The 19,626-nt window shown below is 41.5% G+C and carries 18 protein-coding genes; 6 read left to right on the top strand and 12 right to left on the bottom strand.

Translation table 11 applies throughout. The features are described 5' to 3' along the window. Positions 1-469: 469 nt before the first annotated feature. The 6 genes from ITJ87_RS10755 to ITJ87_RS10730 form a co-directional block, all read right to left on the bottom strand. Positions 470-712, bottom strand: a complete 243-nt coding sequence (locus ITJ87_RS10755; protein ID WP_117600657.1) for a hypothetical protein — start codon at positions 710-712, stop codon at positions 470-472. A gap of 19 nt (positions 713-731) precedes the next feature. Then, positions 732-914, bottom strand: a complete 183-nt coding sequence (locus ITJ87_RS10750) for a hypothetical protein (protein WP_117600658.1) — start codon at positions 912-914, stop codon at positions 732-734. 1,180 nt (positions 915-2,094) lie between these two features. Beyond that, a complete protein-coding gene (locus ITJ87_RS10745) occupies positions 2,095-2,376 on the bottom strand; it encodes a hypothetical protein (protein ID WP_117966556.1) in 282 nt (93 codons plus the stop codon). A gap of 635 nt (positions 2,377-3,011) precedes the next feature. Then, the gene (locus ITJ87_RS10740; protein ID WP_117600670.1) at positions 3,012-3,338 is read right to left on the bottom strand and encodes a hypothetical protein; all 327 of its coding nucleotides are present in this window, start codon (positions 3,336-3,338) and stop codon (positions 3,012-3,014) included. A 665-nt stretch (positions 3,339-4,003) separates the two neighbouring features. Beyond that, positions 4,004-4,141, bottom strand: coding sequence for a hypothetical protein (locus ITJ87_RS10735; protein ID WP_158562861.1), 138 nt, complete (start codon positions 4,139-4,141; stop codon positions 4,004-4,006). A gap of 23 nt (positions 4,142-4,164) precedes the next feature. Then, the gene (locus tag ITJ87_RS10730; RefSeq protein ID WP_117966559.1) at positions 4,165-7,122 is read right to left on the bottom strand and encodes an AsmA-like C-terminal region-containing protein; all 2,958 of its coding nucleotides are present in this window, start codon (positions 7,120-7,122) and stop codon (positions 4,165-4,167) included. 1,053 nt (positions 7,123-8,175) lie between these two features. Here ITJ87_RS10730 and ITJ87_RS10725 point away from each other — a divergent pair. Together ITJ87_RS10725 and ITJ87_RS10720 are read left to right on the top strand one after the other, a co-directional pair. Continuing rightward, positions 8,176-8,427, top strand: a complete 252-nt coding sequence (locus ITJ87_RS10725) for a YtxH domain-containing protein (RefSeq protein ID WP_117601500.1) — start codon at positions 8,176-8,178, stop codon at positions 8,425-8,427. Next, the gene (locus tag ITJ87_RS10720; protein WP_117601496.1) at positions 8,424-8,951 is read left to right on the top strand and encodes a hypothetical protein; all 528 of its coding nucleotides are present in this window, start codon (positions 8,424-8,426) and stop codon (positions 8,949-8,951) included. The genes ITJ87_RS10725 and ITJ87_RS10720 overlap by 4 nt, the downstream gene beginning before the upstream one ends. Before the next feature lie 107 nt (positions 8,952-9,058). Here ITJ87_RS10720 and ITJ87_RS10715 read toward each other — a convergent pair whose 3' ends face one another. The 3 genes from ITJ87_RS10715 to ITJ87_RS10705 form a co-directional block, all read right to left on the bottom strand. Beyond that, complete coding sequence (locus tag ITJ87_RS10715) at positions 9,059-9,574, bottom strand: porin family protein (protein ID WP_117589281.1); 516 nt, start codon at positions 9,572-9,574, stop codon at positions 9,059-9,061. A 110-nt stretch (positions 9,575-9,684) separates the two neighbouring features. Beyond that, positions 9,685-10,323 (bottom strand): porin family protein, encoded by a 639-nt coding sequence (locus ITJ87_RS10710; protein WP_117601499.1) that lies wholly within the window; start codon positions 10,321-10,323, stop codon positions 9,685-9,687. 308 nt (positions 10,324-10,631) lie between these two features. Next, positions 10,632-11,480 carry a mechanosensitive ion channel family protein gene (locus ITJ87_RS10705; RefSeq protein WP_117966562.1) on the bottom strand — a complete coding sequence of 283 codons (849 nt, stop codon included), beginning with the start codon at positions 11,478-11,480 and terminating at the stop codon, positions 10,632-10,634. A 437-nt stretch (positions 11,481-11,917) separates the two neighbouring features. Between ITJ87_RS10705 and ITJ87_RS10700 the strand changes: the two genes are divergently transcribed. The 3 genes from ITJ87_RS10700 to ITJ87_RS10690 all read left to right on the top strand — a co-directional run bounded on the left by ITJ87_RS10700 (position 11,918) and on the right by ITJ87_RS10690 (position 14,604). Then, the gene (locus ITJ87_RS10700) at positions 11,918-12,604 is read left to right on the top strand and encodes an energy transducer TonB (protein WP_117966565.1); all 687 of its coding nucleotides are present in this window, start codon (positions 11,918-11,920) and stop codon (positions 12,602-12,604) included. Positions 12,605-12,816: 212 nt separating this feature from the next. After that, complete coding sequence (gene pdxH, locus ITJ87_RS10695) at positions 12,817-13,461, top strand: pyridoxamine 5'-phosphate oxidase (RefSeq protein WP_117966568.1); 645 nt, start codon at positions 12,817-12,819, stop codon at positions 13,459-13,461. Between the two features lie 99 nt (positions 13,462-13,560). Beyond that, a complete protein-coding gene (locus ITJ87_RS10690) occupies positions 13,561-14,604 on the top strand; it encodes a DUF2776 family protein (RefSeq protein ID WP_117966571.1) in 1,044 nt (347 codons plus the stop codon). Here ITJ87_RS10690 and pgl read toward each other — a convergent pair. The 3 genes from pgl to gnd are packed head-to-tail and all read right to left on the bottom strand — an operon-like array spanning position 14,597 to position 18,299. After that, on the bottom strand, positions 14,597-15,313 hold the full coding sequence (gene pgl, locus ITJ87_RS10685; protein ID WP_117966574.1) for a 6-phosphogluconolactonase: 717 nt from the start codon (positions 15,311-15,313) through the stop codon (positions 14,597-14,599). The two genes, ITJ87_RS10690 and pgl, sit on opposite strands and share 8 nt — an antisense overlap. Continuing rightward, positions 15,310-16,806 carry a glucose-6-phosphate dehydrogenase gene (gene zwf / locus ITJ87_RS10680; protein ID WP_117966629.1) on the bottom strand — a complete coding sequence of 499 codons (1,497 nt, stop codon included), beginning with the start codon at positions 16,804-16,806 and terminating at the stop codon, positions 15,310-15,312. The genes pgl and zwf overlap by 4 nt, the downstream gene beginning before the upstream one ends. Positions 16,807-16,823: 17 nt before the next feature. Next, the gene (gene gnd / locus ITJ87_RS10675; RefSeq protein ID WP_117966632.1) at positions 16,824-18,299 is read right to left on the bottom strand and encodes a decarboxylating NADP(+)-dependent phosphogluconate dehydrogenase; all 1,476 of its coding nucleotides are present in this window, start codon (positions 18,297-18,299) and stop codon (positions 16,824-16,826) included. Positions 18,300-18,427: 128 nt separating this feature from the next. On the opposite strand from gnd, the gene ITJ87_RS10670 reads away from it, so the two are divergent. Next, complete coding sequence (locus ITJ87_RS10670; protein ID WP_117966635.1) at positions 18,428-19,588, top strand: dicarboxylate/amino acid:cation symporter; 1,161 nt, start codon at positions 18,428-18,430, stop codon at positions 19,586-19,588. Positions 19,589-19,626: the final 38 nt, after the last annotated feature.

Genomic DNA, 19,626 nt, shown 5'->3' with positions numbered 1-19,626 from the left:
ATAATTGCCGAAAAATTGCAAAAACAAAAATAAATCAGAAAAGCTATATAGACCTGCATCAAAAACATTTGTAAAGTATGAGGGCGATTTGCAGAAGTGGAATTAGACCATTCGAGCGTACCTGGGATTTTTATATCAATTACCCAATATCAGCTCCCAGTTATCCATAATGGCCATCTCTCAATGTAGCACATCAGGCTGATAAATTGTATAATTTATTCAAAAGCAATAAAATCTATGCACAGCTCTACCTTCCTTAAATATTATTTGTAGACTTTTATATATTTTGTCCTGTTTTATAAAAAAACATGTCATACTTTTGCATATATAAATGTTCTCCTGAACATTTTACATTTTTATTCTTTTGTGTCTGTGAAGACACAAAAAATGTTTGTTTTGTTTGTGTCATCCTCTCTTTTAGCGAAAAGAGAGGATGACTTTTATTATACTTAAGATATGAAAAGAGCGACTATTTAGCCGCTCCTTCTATTATTTCCTTCAACCGACACAATCTATCAATGGCCGGATTATAGAATGCATCCGGATAATGTTGCTTAATATCGCAGATATTCGCATTAACATACAGAGAGGTGTCAAAGATATGTTCCGCCTCACTTAGCATCACCTTTTTGGGTAATTGGGCTGTTTGTGCCCATTCAATTATTACCTTGACGGATTCCTCGTCGTATGCATATTTACTCTCTTCTGCCATAATTGCTTTATCTAATCATTTATAATTGAAAATACGTATCGTTCGCCATATCAACGGCATCCTCCAGACTACCGCCGTTCTCCTCCACAAATGCGACTATGGTATCCAAGAGCTCATCAAAGGAAGGCATGCTCTCATTCGTTGTCTTTTGAATATAGTCTTCCTTTGTAAAAGCTATATTCTCTATCAATTCAGTTTTCATTGAAATAAGCAGATATAATTACACAAAGGTAAGGAGATTCGGAATATAAAAAATATCAGTGTGATTTCCATAGTAAAAAAACAGAGGACTTGACTATAAATTCAGAACACTCATCCTTTAAAAAGATAAAAGCAGGCATTATATTTGTACACATGAAGCCGTGAGGCTTATGATTCTTGTTTAGCTGTATAAAGCCTTCCCTCCTCAATCTAAAGAAGAGAAGGCTTTCATTATGAAACAAAAAGCCTCGACATAAGCCGAGGCACACTATACAATAAAAAAATACCGCATTTGTCATAAACTTGTTAAATGCCCAATTCCAAATGGATATAGCTTCATAGCGACAACCAGTTATTCCCCTGCTTGGATAACTCAAATTATGAGTACAATGGGAGGAAACGGAGGTATAAGAACTTTCGTGCGTTTACTTGGAGCGAATGGGAGTCAGTAGCTCTTACTTAAAACTGTGGAGTTATTCTACAATACTGTGGAATGCGCCACGATATTCCACAAGGAAGTAAAAAAGAGTTTGCTTTATATTGCTGAAAATGAATGCAACATTGTTACATTGCCATTTTGGCATCAATTTTGTACTATGGTTTATGTCCTAAAATTTATCAGTAACTTATAGTTGTTATGGTTAGACAATAGGTATTAGTTTCATTAAGGTTTAAAGTTATTTTGTTCATATTGATTTTCATTCGGAAACTCTCTTTGTTTAGTATTGCATCCCGGTCTGTGAAGTATCGGGATGTTTTTACCTTGGAGGATTGCGGTTTTCGACTAAATACTATAACTTTGTATAGTTAGCCGATATAATACTATTTTATTCTTTGGAATAATGAAAGTATTCTCAGCCTGTGAGGGTCGGATGCTTTTGGTGGGTAATGCCGCCAATTATTCCAGTTAAGTGTTTAGGTTTTATGTTGTCTGCCCCATGAACGGACAGCATTGACAAAAAGTATTTTACCCGTTCTATCCGTGACGGCTTGGACGGGTTACAAGAGAATTCAAACAAGCCATTGACTTTCTATTTCTCAGCATGTCTTGTATGAGATTTGTTTCTTTGAAACAAAAGCGGTGAAAGTAAAACCGCACTCTCTATCCCACTGTAAACCAAAGAAATTATAAACAAATACATGCAGAAAGCTACGGGGATTTTTCAATGAAAAGAAGCAATTCATCCAACTGTCTTTTCCACAATTTCCATCACTACATGGCTTGACTCCAACCAGAACCAATACCACAACCAAAGCATAACTCCACCCAACCAAACAAAAGCCACATCAATATAATACAAATTTAATATCCTGCTAACCAATACACATAAGAGTTCTCCGCAAAGCACATAGGCAGCAACCATAGTAACAAACTGGTCATTGGCAACAGTTATCAAAACCAGAATGCCTATAACGGGAAGAAGGGAAATACAATCAATTAGAAGTCGTTGTTTGTCATTCATAACATAATAGAGATTAGAATACAAATATAAACATTATTTATATAAGACACCCCTCTATAACAGAAATATCTGACAAATAAGAAACAAACTATTATTACAATTATAAACCCAAAGAGTGACTATTCAGTCGCCTTTTCCATAAACAGTCAACAAATATCCACTAATCATCAGTAAAACATATATCTACTATCGCACGTTTAACAACGCTCTCTTATCTCCGACAAAACCTCAGCCACACAAAAGCTGAGGTCCAGCATGTGTCCTTTCAATATATACAATCAATTAAAGCACACAATAATGGCTGAAAGTAACCAAGATAAGCATCCAACTTTCCCTCAAACATCTTCTCTAACATATCTGACTTGCAAATATTTATGACAATAGCCTGCCTTCCTACTCAGTCTTAAACTGGCTTAAAACTCTTTACTCAATAGTTCTGCAGAAACAGCTTTGTGTTCTTTAACCCAGTATCCATCGTTTTTTCAATTATAAAGGTAAATGATAACTCGGATATCTTATATCCGAGTTATCATTTACACAATCTTATGAATGGTACCGATTTTTCATATCAATTACTTATTGACATTCATTTCCATCAATTATGTAATTTTCCCCAATAGGGAAAAAGAAAATTGTCATTCAACAGATTCACCTTTTTCGTTCAGAAGAACCGTTACCTCTTCAGCGGACTGGTCATCTTTAGTAAGAACCAATACGACTTTATAAACCTTGCCGATTTCTTTCTCTGCAACAAACACTTCTTTTATTGTAGCCCTCTCATAGTCCTTTGCCAATGTGTTTACTACAGCCTGGGGAAGATCTTTCACTTCGATTTTTGTAAATTCATCTTGGGGATCTTGCAAAGCCTGAATTACAGACTGTACTTCTGATGTAACGTGAGCGAATGCTACTGAACTACCTAATCCCACAACCACTGCTAATGCTACTAATACTTTTTTCATAATCGTAATTTTTAAATGGATATTAATTTTATGCCTTTCATTACAGTAATTATAGAACAAAACAAATGCCAAAACAGAAATGAGAATATAATAACCTATTAAATAGGGTTTTAATAAAGAAGCAAGGAATTATCATGTGTAGAAATGTGTAGAACAGAATACCACATAAGGGGAATAATACCACAGTAGAATAGCTTTAATTTCCTGAAATGAGAGATGACATTAAAAGTTACATAAACCTTGGATAACAATAAAGTCCGTACTTGGGAAAGTCTGGACTAAGGAAAAGGAACTTTCTTATGCCTTATTCCCTCCATAAGACTGAACAAAATTACAAAAAAGAGACAATAAGATACATAAAACGGACATTAAAACAATTTTTCTATGCCTATATTTGAGAAAAAGAAAAAAGAGAGCTACTTTAGCCTAAAATTTCATATCAAAGCACCTTTATCTGTAGCAGTTTCAAAAAAACGCATTTTTTTAAGCTTTGTATGTTTCGTTTAAGGCCACCTTCCTTTTGAGCGCAAGAGGAAGGTGTTTTTTTCAATCCCTTTCCACGTATCATTACCCATCTTGCGATTCTTTGTCACTACGCTTCTTCTTCTCTCACTGTTTCAGCTCCAACTCCATTTTTAAATCCGGATTAGTTTTTTCAACATCAATTATTCATCCTGCGCCTTACGAAGCCGTTCAAGCTGTTTCACAAATCGCCATTTCTTCTCTGAAACCCACTTCTGAATGAACATGTTGCACTCCCGCCTTGAACTCCTCGCCATCCACATCAATGATATTACCGCCATATCCACTTGATAATTTGTCTATGTTATCTTTTCATTATTTTCTTGAAATCAATTTCAATTTGTCGTCCCATGTTTACTATAGCACTATCCACCTTATGTATTTCTGCCGGTGTAACAGCGTCCTTGTATCTGGCTTTGCCCAACTTGAATTTCATGTCGTCCAAAGTCCCCGATATGTTCAAACCTAATTTGAACGGTACCGGTGATTTCAAGATGGAAATATGATAGTCAAAGTTCATATCCAATCCTTGCGTACCCCCTACCGCCGCTTTGTAACGGTCCATCGAAACTTCAAAAGGATAGATTGTCACTTTACCGTCTCTGATACTAATATTTGCTGAAATACTATCGATTAAATTCTTCTTTTTGTTCTTGAAAAAGAATTTCTTTGAGATTTCAGCGAAAGTCTCACCGTCCATCAGTACAAGACTGTCCCCTTTTACATGAATGGCCGAGCGCAAGGTCGGTATCTTGATGTTAAGGTTGGAATCTAATGCCGCAGCTGCCGCCATATTGAAATCCACAGTTCCTTCGAATGAACGTAACATGGGCACGATTGTATCCAAAGAGGGTGCAAGGTCGACCAACTTTCCTATGTTAATGTTATGCAAGCGGAAATCAAAACCCGCAAATCCTTGTTCCGGACGTTTTGCCTGATAAACAAGCGTAGTGTTCATTTCCGAACCCATACCCTTCATGCTAAGCTCCTTCAGGTACACAGATTGGTTACGAATATCTACGGCCCCGTGGACATCATTGAAGATCACTTTTTCATAAAATACTTGTCGGAAATGGGTTTGCAATTCAAAGTCTAACTTCGGTGGTATGACAAACAATTTGAGATTCGTAGAAATTGTATCTGTTTCTGCCATAATTGTATCCGAGGGAAAGGATATTGAATGTATCAGCTGGTTGCAGTCTAAATGCTCTGACGAAACATTCAGCTTGGCACGTAAAACTTTGTGATGTTTCGCAGCTCCATACAAATCATGGATTACCCCACTTGCCGTAATGTCAGATCTACCTATACGCATGGTAGCGTTACGTAAGGTGACAGTACGGTTTCCCACTGTTACAGCGGTTTTTTGCATATGTATGGGAAGTGCACATTCCGGAATACAGACAGCCATATGATTAAACCCCACGATGCCATCGGGCATCCACAATGAATCACGTATTTTTTCTGCGGTGATTCCTATACCTGCTTTGTTCATTCCAGCTTTGACTCCTCCCATGCGACAAAACAAGGTGTCTGTCTCCATAACAAGTCCTATTTGGGGCTTGCTTGGATTATGTTCCCCCGGCTGTACTTTCAATGTAGCAGAGGATTTTCCGCAAAACAAACCAAGAGAATCCCCTAAAGCAACTTTTAGCTTGTGCATTTCCATTTTACATTCTACCTGAGCCATTCGGGTTGTGTCTTTGGAAGGAATGGTCCTGACGGTAGCCACAAGACTTTTCATATCAGAGTCTAATTGAGGAGAACGGAGAATCATATCCTTGATTTGGGCATGCCCCCCTAACCATTCATTGCCGGCAAAGGCCAAAGATGCGTTACTTATGAACTCAAAATTCCTCTGAGTATCACGTAGCATGAATTTATCAGTCTTGAGTTTTCCTTCAGCCGTGATACGTCCCCAATCCCGCTTCTTTATAGAGGACATACGGCAGCGTACTCCCAAATCGGTTTCCATTTCCCCTTCCATACTGATGCTTTCTTGTAATGGAAAAGCATGCTTCAGCGCATTCAGGTCTATGGTTGATTCAGCATGGAAAGTGATATCGGGATCAGCCAACAGATTCTCTACTTTCATATCAGCCTGTATGCTGGTATTTGCCCCTTTAAAATGGAATGCCTTCAGATTCAGATAGGAGGGGCTATCGTGCATCAGATCTATTTGAGCAAAAAAATCGGCTTCTAATTTGTCTATGCCATAAGGCAATCCGGCATACCGGGCAGAGGCATCCTTAATTTTGATGTCCAATGTGGCCAATGGTAATTTTTGTTTTCCATAGGTTCCTTTCAGCTCTCCTTTGAAAGCAACCTCTCCTTTGACAGATACCTCTTTCTTTTGCAGAATACTTTCTGGAATCATGTGCAATACGGTTTCCAACGAAGGAGCGTGCAACCCATATTGCAGGTCTAAATCAAGGGTTTGGGCTATTGCATCATGACGCAATGTTCCCTTTACCCCTAATTTAGTACCGTTTATATTGATTAGAGCGTCACGCAGAAGGAGAGTGCGATGAACGGCATCCAGTTCAATGTCAGTCCTCAGATGAATGCCGACACGATTAGTTATCAGTTGCCCATTTTGCCAGAAAAGGACATTCTTGTTCTTGAAATCCAAAGCCAATACAGAATGTTCCTTTTTCATGTTTGCTTTCAAGTCCAGATTCATGTCCCATAGATTGGCAAAGATATGTGTGTCTCGGTCATCCATAGTTACCGTAGCATGTTTTATGGCAACCTGTTCGACATTAAGTTCATTCACATGCCTGGCCGTATCTGTTGATGATGAAGCTATATTTGTCGTGTCGGGGAACAAAATGTCCCAATTTGCAGCTCCAGTCCCGTCCTTGTATGCATAGATATTGGCACTATCTAAGGCAAGCTGATGGATATTTACCTTTTGCTGTTGCAAATAATCCATTACATCAATTACCAATACGGCTTTCTTGAAAGACAATAATGTGTCAGTCCTTTGCCACATGGTGTCACGAATAACCTTTGAAACCAATGTTCCGTCTTTCAGTTTCAATCCGAGCCGTGGAAAGGTGGAAAAGAAAGTAAGTTCTACATCTTTTATATCCAATTTTGCATTCAAATTCTGATTGGCAGTTTTCAATACCACCGGAGTTAACTTTTCAGAAGTAAACACAAAATTCAGAGCAATTGCAATTACTATAAAGGCGGCTATAATCAGCCCTTCTGATATAATGCCGGATATTTTTAAAATTTTTCTAGTTTGTTTTTCCATATCTTGATAAAAAGACACTTGCAAATCTACATATAAAGCATCGATAAATCAGCAGCCGACAATGTCTAAAAGCAAATAAAAAGAGTTTATGATTTTTTTTTCGGAATTAATGAACAGTACTGTATACTTCTCAGAGTAGATAAACACAGATTGATTTTTTATATCTTGCCTCATTAGAAATATAAAGCCTTTAAATAAAGTGTATCCAATCCTCATAGACTAAGCCTGCTTTCATTATTCCCCCAAAGAATAATGAAAGCAGTATTGACTAACTATACAAGATTGCAGCATTCAGTCGAAAACTGTAATCCTCCAAAATGAAAAACATCCCGATGCTTCACAGACCAGGATGCAATACTAAACAAAGAGAGTTTCCGAATGAAAATCAATATGAACAAAATAGCTTTAAACCTTAATGCAACTAATACCTATTGTCTAACCATAACAACTATAAGTTACTGATAAATTTTAGGACATAAATCATAGTACAAAATTGATGCCAAAATATCAGCGCATCGACATTATTCTCATTTTCAACAACATAAAACAATTTTATTTTTTACTCCAGTGTGGAATTGTGCGGAATATTCCACAATATTGCAGAATCGCTCTACAGTGCCGCAATTGAGAAAGCAATACCTTAACGTATCTGGAGCTTAAATTTAACATTTGCACTATTAAATCGTTAACGAATATATTTACCAGCTAAACCTTGTTATAAGATGGCAATGAAAAGGTTGAAAATTTGCACAGTCCTTGCAATTCCGTACATTTGCAATGTGTTTTTCATAGTATTAGATATAAGGTTAAACTAAGATTGGCTGTCTGGGATAGATAGCCTTTTTTGTATATATTCACAAACAACATTTCAAAGTCAGGTTTATCTCTAATTCATCCGATGATTTGAAAAGACTTCCAGTATAGGATGCATTAACAAACAAGATATTTTACCCCAACATTATGTTCAAAAGCTTTTCCCTAATTTGCTAAAAACAATATTTATTTCTACATTTGAATTTTAACCAATTATATAGTATCACTAAATATAAGGATATGAAAAAGTTATTATTTGTCATGTTGGCATGTACAGCTACACTTGTCTTTGCATCATGCAGAGAGAAAAAGGCTAAAGACAAAGTTAAAGAGCATCTGGAAAATGTAAAGGAATCCGTCGAAGAAAACCTTGAAAAGACACAGAAACAGATTGAAGAAAGGACAGATGATGTAAAGAAGGCTCTGAATGAAGCTGGAGATGAAATTGAAAAAGCAAAAGACAAGAACCCATTTAACTTAGAAACATTATGAAAAAAATTAATTTACTACTGCTTTTCCTCCTATTAGCCTGCACCTTGTCTGCCCAGGATGGTATTTCCATCTTTATTGGCAGAGCCAACCGCTACGCAGCCGTGGAGCTTTCTGATTATAAGAAACGGCTATGTCTGGAATACAACATTTCAAGCCGTTCCTTGGACGATTACTACAAACGCTGTGGAAAAGACTGGGGAAATGTGGGGATTGCACTTGAGGTAGCCAGAACTTCCGGAAAAAAGATGCATGATGTATGCGATTATTACAACCGGTATCAACGTTACGGATGGAACCGTATTCTTGTGGAGATTGGCATAAATCCGGGAAGTGTATATTATACCCCTTTCTATGACAGAGTCCATCACCATAGTGACTGCTGGCATGAATACTATAATTCATACTGTGAGCGCCATGATAAATTTCACCATAAGAAACACAAATATAAAAAACCGAAGAGACACCACAAGAAGCACTATCGATATTACGATGATGATGACGATGATGATGATGATGACGATTGATTTGGCTTTGAAATCCAAGCATTGAAACACTAAAAAAGAGGGGATAAGCATTAAACTATGCCTATCCCCTCTTTTATATCAATGAGATTTCTGTTCCGATATTTTCTTCAAAATCTGTACGCAGCCCCGATGTTGATGACACCCTGATCAAAATCACTGACCAACTGGTACTTAAATTCAAGATTCATGGCCCAATTACGGCTCAATGCAAATTCGGCTCCAACTCCCAAGTTTACACCGAAACGACATTCATTATGATTCCCATCGCCATCCACATGAACATGATCCCCATCCCAGTCAACATCATACATATCAAACATCCAGTTGGACAAAGTCAACCCAAACAGTGGATAAAGCTTGACATTGCTAGCTACCGGACACAGATAATGAAAATTCACGTTCACATCCAGCATGCTTACATTGTCATTTTCAAAAAAATAATTAAGAGAGGGCTCGATACGTATAGGATTGGTTATATTATACTGATACTTGATTCCCAATCCGATACTTTCAATTTCTGTACCATAACCAAGACCGAAACCTATGGCTTGTTTCCCTTTCTGCGCATAAGCACCTACTGACAACAAAAAAAGAGTTCCTAATAAAATGAATAATTTTTTCATACTACACCGTTTTATTTTAAAACAGATAAAATAATTTATAGATTATCTACAATAAAAAAGTTAAACTATTAATAAAAATATACTCAATCAAGGGATCGTAAGGGAACTATTTAAAATTTATACCCCAGAGTAATACCGATATTCGCATTGTGCGGAGCATCCCCATCCATAATCTTGCAGAAGCCAAGCTGTGTGTCAACCCCCACAAGAATTCGGCCAAACTCTACCCCAAGACCGATGTTCCAACCGGCATCGAACCTATTGTAATTCAAGCCGTCATCACTGAATGTATCGACTTTCTCATCTCCATTGATATTGATACCTCCAACAGATGCCTTGCCATCGAACTTGGCCTTACCACCTACCCCACAGGCAAGATACGGCCCTGTCGCAATGACCAGGTTAGTATTGTCTGCAATATTGAAACGGAATTGTACATTGATGGGCAATTCCAAATAAAGCTGGTTGATCTTCACATCTGCATCCGCATCTACGACGCTACCGCTATATCCACTTGAATATTTCGCACCTTTCTGTGAGAAGAATAGCGAGGGCTGTAAGGAAACAAGGTCGCTGAATTGGTATTCCATTCCCACTCCAATGCGTGCTCCTGGTTTAAATTTGGAATGGTCAGAGTTTTCACCGATGTAACTGCTGAGATTGAGACCGGCCTTTACATTGAAAGACAATTGCGCAAATCCCATCGTGCAGAACAGCGCAAATAGAACAGTCAAGAAACTTTTTTTCATCATAATTACAAATTAAAAAAATATTAGGTTGTTATTCTTGTCAAAACCTTCTACCGCTTTTTTGTCATAAACACCACTAACAGCTATAAAAGCTGAAACAGTTAAAATAATCTTTTTATATCATAATCAAGAAATACTTGCAAATCTATATATAAAGCTTCAATAAATTAGCAACCGATAATGTTTAAAAGCAAACAAAAGGAGTTTATGATTTCTTTTTCGGAATTAATGAACAGTATAGCATACTTTTCAGAGCAAACATAAAGCTTCAAATTCTTGATAAATGGAAACTGTTATAGATAATAAGCTCAATCTTTTGCGTGATGTAGAGTGAGCTGTGGGAAGGGAAATCCTATTCCTTCTTCATTAAATGTAGTATAAACTATTTCATTGATATCATACAGCACATTCCAGTAGTCCACACTTTTTACCCAGACACGGACTGTAATATCGATGCTGCTTGCACTCAATGAACCTAAGACAATAAGGGGAGCCGGTGTATCCAATATACGGCTGTCTGCATTTATTATGCGCTGTAAAACGGCTCTGACTCTCTTTACATCCTCACCGTATTCAACACCGAATACCCATTCAACACGACGCTTGTCCTGCTTACTGTAATTAGTGACGGCATTACCACTGAGACTTCCATTAGGTACATAAATCATGCGGTTATCAAGAGTGGAAAGTATAGTGTGAAATATCTGTATTTCCTTTATCGTACCACTTACTCCCGGACCGTCTATGTAGTCACCTACTTTAAACGGTTTGAAAACAAGTATAATCAGTCCACCGGCAAAATTTGAGAGATTACCAGACAGCGCCATACCCACAGCTACACCGGCAGATGCGAGTAACGCCGCAAAACTGGTGGTCTCCACACCGAGTTTGCCGATTATGGCAAAAGCAAGAATCATGTTCAGCAGTATCTTTATCAGACTCTTCAAAAAGGTCTGTACACTGGTTTCAATCTTCCGTTTTTCAAGTATCCTAGCTACTAATGCACTTATCTGTTTGATGATGAAACGCCCGATTACATAGATTAAAATAGCGATTAATATATCCTTACCGGCATCCATACCAAAATCCACCAATTTTTCCAATGCCTGTTCAAGTTTACCTCCAGCGGCAGACGTGTTCAATAAAAACAAAATCATTTCCGTATAAATAAAATAAGATTATAAAATAGGGTTAAATTCAGCGTACAAAGATAGTCAAATTCAAATGGCTATCATATATAATCTATATTTATTGCCAGCATCTGATTCCAACCAACATACTAAAGAATTGATACAAAAGCTATAACCGCATTTCAATACTATAAATACAATTTGTTTTTGTGTGAAGCCTTTCTCCATAAGCGAACATTGGAAGCGCTTTTTTGCACCTCAACACTATTTAATTCATAAGCGGAAAAATTATCAAAGCAAATTTAAAAAACTATATATAACCATATATCAAACAACAACATAACATTCATTTTCTTATCTTTAATGCAGAAACAAGTGGGCACGCATGTTTTATGATTTTACTAATCACATCTGTATAATATTAGTTTCGCGACAACCATTATACAGTAATAATCTTATAAATTATGGAAATCAAGAAAACATCCAAAGCAAGCCTGGAAAACAAGAAGTCAAATTGGCTACTTGTAGGTTATGTAATTGTGCTGGTCTTCATGTTCGTTGCATTTGAATGGTCGAAGCGTGATGTTAGGATTGACATGAGCGGTGCTATTACCGAGAACGTATTTGAGCAGGAAATTGAAATTCCTATCACGGAGCAACCCGAATTAGCAGCTCCGCCACCCCCTCAAGCTCCTGCAATTGCCGAGGTATTGACAATTGTGGATGATAATGACAATGTGAAAGAAACAGCCATTGCCTCTTCCGAAGAAATCGGTGAAGCTGTAATCATCAAACCCATATCTCCAACCGTAGATGAAGAGATTCCGGTAGAGGACGAGATTTTTGAAGTTGTAGAGAAGAATCCTGAGTTTTCTTATAATGGCATGAGTCTGATGCAATATCTGGGTAAGAGCATAAAATACCCGACTATTGCACAAGAAACCGGAACCCAAGGGCGCGTAATAGTACAATTCGTTGTCAACAAAGACGGCAGCATCGTAGATGTAAAAGTAGTAAGAGGCGTAGATCCCTACCTGGATAAAGAAGCTATCCGTGTGATTTCCACCATGCCCAAATGGAAACCCGGTGAGCAACGAGGCAAACCGGTCCGTTGTAAATTCACAGTTCCCGTAATGTTTAAATTACAATAGCAGACATGCCAGTGTCCACCTCCCACTTGTCTCCATAAAGTAATCTCCAATATCCGGCATCCCGATAGCCACCACAATCGGGATGCCATTTTTTTAAGTATCAACACAACCATTTCCTTCTTCCATATTTTCTTTCCGCAGAGAAACAAAAACATTCAGCCCTCTCAGACTGTTACATAGAAAAACATCATTCTTGATAAAACCACACGATAATGAAATCACAACTCTTTGACATCAGAAGAGAATATAAGAAAGGCAGACTGACGCCGGGTAACCTCAACGACAATCCCCTTGAGCAATTCGACCATTGGCTGAACGATGCTATCCATAGTGATGAGTACGAGTCCACCGCCATGACGGTAGCTACAGCCTCGACAGACGGGCATCCCTCTACACGCACAGTGTTGCTGAAAGGGGTGGAAAATGGCCGGTTCATCTTCTTCACCAACTACGAAAGCAGGAAAGGCCGGCAACTGACTGCAAATCCGTATATATCCTTATCTTTCGTATGGCACAAACTGGAAAGGCAAATACACATTGAAGGAAAAGCTGAAAGATGCGCTCCTGCCGATTCTGACACCTATTTTGCAAGCAGACCTTACAAAAGTAAAATCGGGGCGAGGATTTCACCCCAAAGTCACGTCATTGGCAGCCGTATGGAGATAATGCGCGCGTTCGTCCGCGAAGCGGCAACATGGGTAGGGCAAAGTATCAAACGTCCCGACAACTGGGGAGGTTTTGCCGTCACCCCTTTCCGTTTTGAATTCTGGCAAGGACGGGAAAGCAGGCTACACGACCGTTTCCTCTATTCCCAACAAGCGGATGGCAGCTGGAAAAAGGAGAGGCTGGCTCCCTAAATACGGACAGACAAGCACTTCTCATCACAAATAAATCTTAAAAGAAGGAACAAAACCGCAGAAACGCTGTTTGAAGGGGAAACTCTAAAAACAACAGTTATGAATTACGGTATCAGTATTCTTTTCAGGGCCATACCCTTGTTGATGGCCCTTTTCTGTTTCGGCTACGGAGCCTTTGTGCTCCACGAAGGAGTGGACTCGGCAAAATTTGTGGCCGGTCCGGTAGTATTTTCCTTAGGGATGATTTGCATTGCCTTGTTCGCCACAGCGGCAACAATCATTAGACAAATTATTCATACCTACAATCCGATAGCCAGATACGCACTTCCGGTTATCGGTTACCTGGCAGCCGTACTCACAGTAATCTATGGTTGGAATTATATGCATGAAGCTGCCACGGCAAGCAATTTCGTAGCAGGACACGTGATTTGCGGAGCCGGTTTCATCACAGCTTGTGTAGCTACCACAGCCACAGCCTCCACCCGCTTCACCCTCATTCCCGCCAACTCGGAACGTACCGACCAGCTACAACCTGCCGATGCATTCAATTCCTCCCAGGGATATATCCTAATAGCAGTTGCCACCCTTATGGCAGTAATGGCATGGATATGGGCCTTCTGGCTATTGTCAAAAAGCAGCGGGCACAATGCATATTATGTAGCAGGCCATGTCATGGCAGGACTTGCTTGTATCTGTTCCAGCCTGGTGGCGCTGGTTGCAACCATCGTCCGCCAGATACGCAACAACTATACAAAGGCTGAGCGAAAACGGTGGCCAGCCCTTGTTTTGATAATGGGCAGCATCAGCATTCTCTGGGGACTTCTGGTCTTAGCCAACAGCAATCCGGCACTCTCCTCCACAGGATATATTATGATAGGTCTGGGGCTGGTATGCTACAGCATTTCCAGCAAAGTCATCCTGCTTGCCGCCATCTGGCGGAACACTTTCAAGCTGGCCAACCGCATCCCGCTGATTCCGGTCTTCACGGCCCTGGCTTGTCTGTTTCTCTCCTCCTTTCTGTTTGAGATGGCAAACCTGCACAATGCCTATTTTGTACCTGCACGTGTACTGGCTGGTTTGGGAGGCATCTGCTTTACATTATTCTCCATTGTAAGCATTCTGGAGAGCGGCACATCTAAGTAAACATTTTCCCGCCATTGGCCTGAGCATCGAGGAACAATTCCACACGCTCGGCATGGTGGGCCACATAAGCTGCCGGACCGGTATCCCCGGAATCAAGAATATCGCGGACCACATCCGCCTTATTCTTGCCAGTAACAAAGAAAATAAGATTCTTCGCAGCAAACAAAAGGCAGCCGGTCATGGCTATGCGTTTCTGCCCATTATAGGGATTGACACTCACCTCATAAGGATGAAAGGAAGAAAGCAGATACTCCTGCCCCGGAAAGATAGAGGAGGTATGCCCGTCGTCTCCAGCACCGAGCAAAACGACATCGAAGGCCGGGAAGCCACCCCAAAGCGGAACCGTGCGGCAAACCAGCGTCGAATAGTTCTTTGCTTCAATCTCCGGGCGGTTCACTCCATAAATAGGGTAAACGTATTCATCGGGCATGCCTACTTCATCCAACAGCAAACGGCGCATGGTACCATAATTGCTCTCATAATCCTCTGCCGGCACACACCGTTCGTCCACCCAATAAATCCGCATCCGCATCCAAGGAGTCACCTCCTTGTATTCGTTAGCCCAAATGTCAAACATCAGCGAAGGAGTACTTCCCCCACTGAATGCAAAATAAAAGGTCTTTTCCGGTTCACGCTCCATCATCGCAATCAAATGTTCAATCAACGCATGCGCCGTAGCTGTAGCCGAATGGTAAACATAACTTTTCATAACTCGCAATATTCATCTGTATTAGTCAAATTCTTACACGGATTGGTCCACTCAGCACCATGTTCGTGCATCATTGCTTCACTTTCCAAAGGTCCCCACGTACCTACGGGATACCCATATAAAGGAGCATCCGTATGCTCTTTCCAATAACGCAACACGGGATCGAAAAAGCGCCATGAAGCCTCTACCGCGTCACTGCGGGTAAAGAGTGTAGGATCACCTTGTATGCAGTCCTCTATCAGACGGGCATAGGCATCGCCGGTAGGCAACCTGCCCAACTGGTCATAACTGAAGTCCATCATCACCTGCTTCACGTCAAATCCCGGTCCGGGAGTCTTCATGCCGAATTTCAGCACAATGCCTTCATTAGGTTGCAAGCGGAGAATCAGCTTATTCGCGCGGGGACAATGTCCACCCTCGCAACGGAACATCTGATGGGGCGTCTCACGGAAATGTACAACAATCTCAGTCACCTTTGTCGGCATTTGTTTGCCGGTACGGATATAGAAAGGAACACCCTTCCACCGCCAATTGTTAATACCGATTTTCATGGCAATATACGTTTCGGTACGCGAATCAGGTGCCACGTTCTTCTCTTCCCTATACCCGGCTTTCGAGCCCGAAGCCGTATATTGTCCGCGGACAATGTGTTCCTCCAAATCCTCCTCTTTCAAGGGGGCCAATGACTCATAGACCTTCACCACCTCGTTGCGGAAATTATCGGCATTGAAAACGGCAGGCGGTTCCAATGCAGTGAGCGCCACAAGCTGTATGAGGTGGTTTTGTACCATATCGCGCAGGGCTCCGGCACCTTCATAGAATCCGCCACGTCCTTCTATACCCAGATTCTCTACGGCTGTAATCTCCACATAGTCTATATAATTACGGTTCCATAGCGGTTCGAAGATTCCGTTGGCAAAACGGAAGGCGAGAATGTTCTGCGCCGTTTCCTTACCCAGAAAATGGTCGATGCGATAAATCTGATGCTCCTTGAAAACGGAAGCATAAATGCTATTCAGCTTTCTGGCCGACTCCAAATCGTAACCGAACGGCTTTTCAACGATGATACGAGTATCAGGACGGTTCAGACCGGCCGCCTTCAAGTGCAAGGGAATGACACCGTACAAGGAAGGTGGAGTAGCCAGATAGAACAGCAGGTTGTCCGGTTTCTTCTCACCGGTAAACTCTTGTAAACGTCCGTCCAGCAGATGATAGCCTTCAACCTCGGCAGGGTCCAAAGTCTGGTAATGCAGATGGCTGCAAAAATCCTTCATTTTATCTTCCACCTGCTCTTTGGAAGCTACAAACTTACCCAATTCACCCATTATATATTCTTGGTAACGGGCATCCGTATACTCGGTGCGTCCTATCCCCAGAATGGAGAATCCTTCCGGCAACCGCCCGCCACTATATAAAGTATAGAGCGCCGGCATCAGTTTGCGCTTCGTCAAGTCACCCGAAGCACCGAATATAACAATCACTAATTTATTCATCATCTTCTCCCCCTTTCTCACACATTGTACGTACCCGATTTCGTATCTCCTCCGTGTCCCGTCCAATTTTCATGGAAAAACTGTCCACGCAACTCGTCTGTCCTTTCAAAGGTATGCGCACCAAAATAGTCACGTTGCGCCTGAATCATATTGGCAGGCAACTTGGCAGACACCAGCGAATAGAAATAATTCAAGGCGGACGAGAATGCAGGTACCGGAAGTTCCTCTTTCATGGATTGTGCCACCAGATGTTTCCAGCCGGAAAGCAGCAGCTGCATTTCATTTTTGAAATAAGGTGCCAACAGCAGATGTTTGGGCTTGTCTTTAGCCTCGAAAGCCGTAGCTATGTCGTTCAGGAAAATACTACGGATGATGCAGCCACCCCGCCACATGCGGGCGATGGATGCCAAATCGAGGTTCCAGGCAAAAGCGTCGGATGCACGCTGCAACACAGCAAATCCCTGAGCATATGACACCAATTTGGAAGCATAGAGTGCGGAATAGATATCCTTCACCATCTCCGACTTGTTGTACACCGCCTGCGAGCGTCGGCATACAAATTGCTTGGAAGCCGTTTCACGCAAGCCCTTCTGTGCCGACAAACTACGTTCGAACACAGCCGTAGCAATCAACCCCAGCGGCATGCCCAGCTCCATCGCATTGATAACGGACCACTTGCCCGTACCTTTCTGTCCGGCAGTATCCAATATCTTATCTATCAGGTAACCTTCTGATTTGTCCTTATGACGCAGTATGTTGGCGGTAATTTCAATGAGATAGCTACGCAACTTGCCCTCATTCCAATCAGCAAAGATTTCCGCCATCTGTCCATTGTCCAGACCCAGCAGATTCTTCATCACCCAATAAGCTTCGGCAATAAGCTGCATATCTCCATATTCGATACCGTTATGTATCATCTTGACGAAATGACCGGAACCGGCAGGACCAATCCACTGGCAGCACGGAGTACCGTCAGATGCTTTTGCCGCAATACTCTGCAGGATAGGCTTCACCTCAGGCCAGGCACTTTCAGAGCCTCCGGGCATGATAGACGCGCCGTTCAGTGCTCCTTCCTCTCCACCGGAAACTCCGGCTCCCACAAAACGGAAGCCTTTCTTTTCGGCCAATGCCACACGCCGGTTGGTGTCCTCATAATTGGAATTGCCACCGTCAATCAGGATATCCCCTTCGGACAAATGGGGAAACAGCTGTTCCATCAGCTCATCCACCGCACTGCCAGCACGAACCATCATCATTATTTTGCGGGGTATGGCAATGGAAGTTACAAATTCGGCTATATCTGTATAGCCTTCAATTTTTTTCCCTTTGGCGCGGCCGTTCACAAAACGTTCCACCACCCCTTCTTCCACTCCCGGAACCGTACGATTATATACCGAAACATTCCATCCCTTATCTGCCATATTGAGGGCCAAATTCTCGCCCATAACTGCCAGACCGATAAGTCCAATGTCTGTTTTATTTAAATTCTTCATATTCATGTAAATTTTGTCTTTATATGGAAACAAAATGCTAACAGCATTTGTTCGTATGAATTACGAAAATAAAATAGTACTTTTGTCAGCGAAAGCCTATTTTTCAACCAGAAAGAAAACCAATGCTCATGAAGAACTTCCACATCGGATTATTGCCACGCATCATCATTGCCATTATCTTAGGTATACTTTTCGGAAATTTCCTACCGGCTTCGCTGGTACGGCTGTTCGTAACATTCAATGCCATTTTCAGTGAATTCCTGAACTTCTCCATCCCCCTCATCATTGTGGGACTGGTCACGATTGCCATTGCTGACATCGGCAAAGGAACCGGACGGATGCTGGTCGTTACGGCATTCATTGCTTACGGAGCTACTCTATTCTCCGGTTTTCTCTCCTACTTCACCGGTATGGCGGTATTTCCTTCCCTCATAGAAACCGGGGTACCGTTAGAAAAAGTCAGTGAATCTCAAGGCATTCTTCCCTATTTTTCCGTGGGCATCCCGCCCTTGATGAATGTTATGACCGCACTCGTACTTGCCTTCACACTGGGGCTGGGTCTGGCTCATCTGAAAAGTGAGGTACTGAAAAATGCGGCACGCGATTTTCAAGAGATTGTCATCCGCATAATCAGTGCAGTGATATTGCCGCTGCTTCCCATCTATATTTTCGGCATTTTCCTCAACATGACGCACAGTGGACAAGTATTCGGCATCTTGATGGTCTTTATTAAGATTATCGGTGTAATCTTCCTGCTTCACATCTTTCTCCTGGTATTCCAATACAGCATTGCGGCACTGTTTGTCCGCAAGAACCCTCTCAAACTACTGGGACGGATGATACCTGCCTACTTCACGGCTTTGGGCACTCAATCCAGTGCCGCCACTATCCCCGTAACATTGGAGCAGAGTCGGAAGAACGGCGTCTCTGCCGATATTGCCGGATTCGTCATCCCACTTTGCGCCACCATCCATCTGTCGGGCAGCACATTGAAGATTGTGGCATGCGCCCTGGCACTGATGATAATGCAAGGCATGCCCCATGATTTCCCTCTATTTGCAGGATTCATCTTCATGCTGGGCATCACTATGGTGGCCGCTCCCGGGGTACCGGGAGGCGCCATCATGGCATCACTGGGCATCCTGCAATCCATGCTGGGCTTCGACGAGTCGGCACAAGCGCTGATGATCGCACTATACATAGCGATGGACAGCTTCGGTACTGCCTGCAATGTGACGGGCGACGGGGCAATTGCGCTGATTATCGACAAAGTGATGGGAAAGAAATAGTTTATATTTTGCCATCTCGTGGAAAATAACGAATATTG

The organism is Bacteroides sp. HF-162 (genome assembly GCF_015679285.1).
Lineage (GTDB): Bacteria > Bacteroidota > Bacteroidia > Bacteroidales > Bacteroidaceae > Bacteroides > Bacteroides uniformis.
The sequence above is the reverse complement of the archived record's forward strand: the minus strand, read 5'-3'. Positions and strand labels throughout refer to the sequence as shown.

What these genes read in the sequence shown, in the direction of transcription:
- ITJ87_RS10720 (WP_117601496.1), top strand. Translation starts at nt 8,424, where the DNA reads ATGAAAAAAATTAATTTACTACTGCTTTTCCTCCTATTAGCCTGCACC.
- ITJ87_RS10700 (WP_117966565.1), top strand. Translation starts at nt 11,918, where the DNA reads ATGGAAATCAAGAAAACATCCAAAGCAAGCCTGGAAAACAAGAAGTCA.
- ITJ87_RS10710 (WP_117601499.1), bottom strand. Translation starts at nt 10,323, where the DNA reads ATGAAAAAAAGTTTCTTGACTGTTCTATTTGCGCTGTTCTGCACGATG.
- ITJ87_RS10725 (WP_117601500.1), top strand. Translation starts at nt 8,176, where the DNA reads ATGAAAAAGTTATTATTTGTCATGTTGGCATGTACAGCTACACTTGTC.
- ITJ87_RS10730 (WP_117966559.1), bottom strand. Translation starts at nt 7,122, where the DNA reads ATGGAAAAACAAACTAGAAAAATTTTAAAAATATCCGGCATTATATCA.
- gnd (WP_117966632.1), bottom strand. Translation starts at nt 18,299, where the DNA reads ATGAAGAATTTAAATAAAACAGACATTGGACTTATCGGTCTGGCAGTT.
- ITJ87_RS10670 (WP_117966635.1), top strand. Translation starts at nt 18,428, where the DNA reads ATGAAGAACTTCCACATCGGATTATTGCCACGCATCATCATTGCCATT.
- ITJ87_RS10750 (WP_117600658.1), bottom strand. Translation starts at nt 914, where the DNA reads ATGAAAACTGAATTGATAGAGAATATAGCTTTTACAAAGGAAGACTAT.
- ITJ87_RS10755 (WP_117600657.1), bottom strand. Translation starts at nt 712, where the DNA reads ATGGCAGAAGAGAGTAAATATGCATACGACGAGGAATCCGTCAAGGTA.
- ITJ87_RS10690 (WP_117966571.1), top strand. Translation starts at nt 13,561, where the DNA reads ATGAATTACGGTATCAGTATTCTTTTCAGGGCCATACCCTTGTTGATG.
- ITJ87_RS10740 (WP_117600670.1), bottom strand. Translation starts at nt 3,338, where the DNA reads ATGAAAAAAGTATTAGTAGCATTAGCAGTGGTTGTGGGATTAGGTAGT.
- pdxH (WP_117966568.1), top strand. Translation starts at nt 12,817, where the DNA reads ATGAAATCACAACTCTTTGACATCAGAAGAGAATATAAGAAAGGCAGA.
- pgl (WP_117966574.1), bottom strand. Translation starts at nt 15,313, where the DNA reads ATGAAAAGTTATGTTTACCATTCGGCTACAGCTACGGCGCATGCGTTG.
- zwf (WP_117966629.1), bottom strand. Translation starts at nt 16,806, where the DNA reads ATGAATAAATTAGTGATTGTTATATTCGGTGCTTCGGGTGACTTGACG.
- ITJ87_RS10745 (WP_117966556.1), bottom strand. Translation starts at nt 2,376, where the DNA reads ATGAATGACAAACAACGACTTCTAATTGATTGTATTTCCCTTCTTCCC.
- ITJ87_RS10735 (WP_158562861.1), bottom strand. Translation starts at nt 4,141, where the DNA reads ATGGCGGTAATATCATTGATGTGGATGGCGAGGAGTTCAAGGCGGGAG.
- ITJ87_RS10705 (WP_117966562.1), bottom strand. Translation starts at nt 11,480, where the DNA reads ATGATTTTGTTTTTATTGAACACGTCTGCCGCTGGAGGTAAACTTGAA.
- ITJ87_RS10715 (WP_117589281.1), bottom strand. Translation starts at nt 9,574, where the DNA reads ATGAAAAAATTATTCATTTTATTAGGAACTCTTTTTTTGTTGTCAGTA.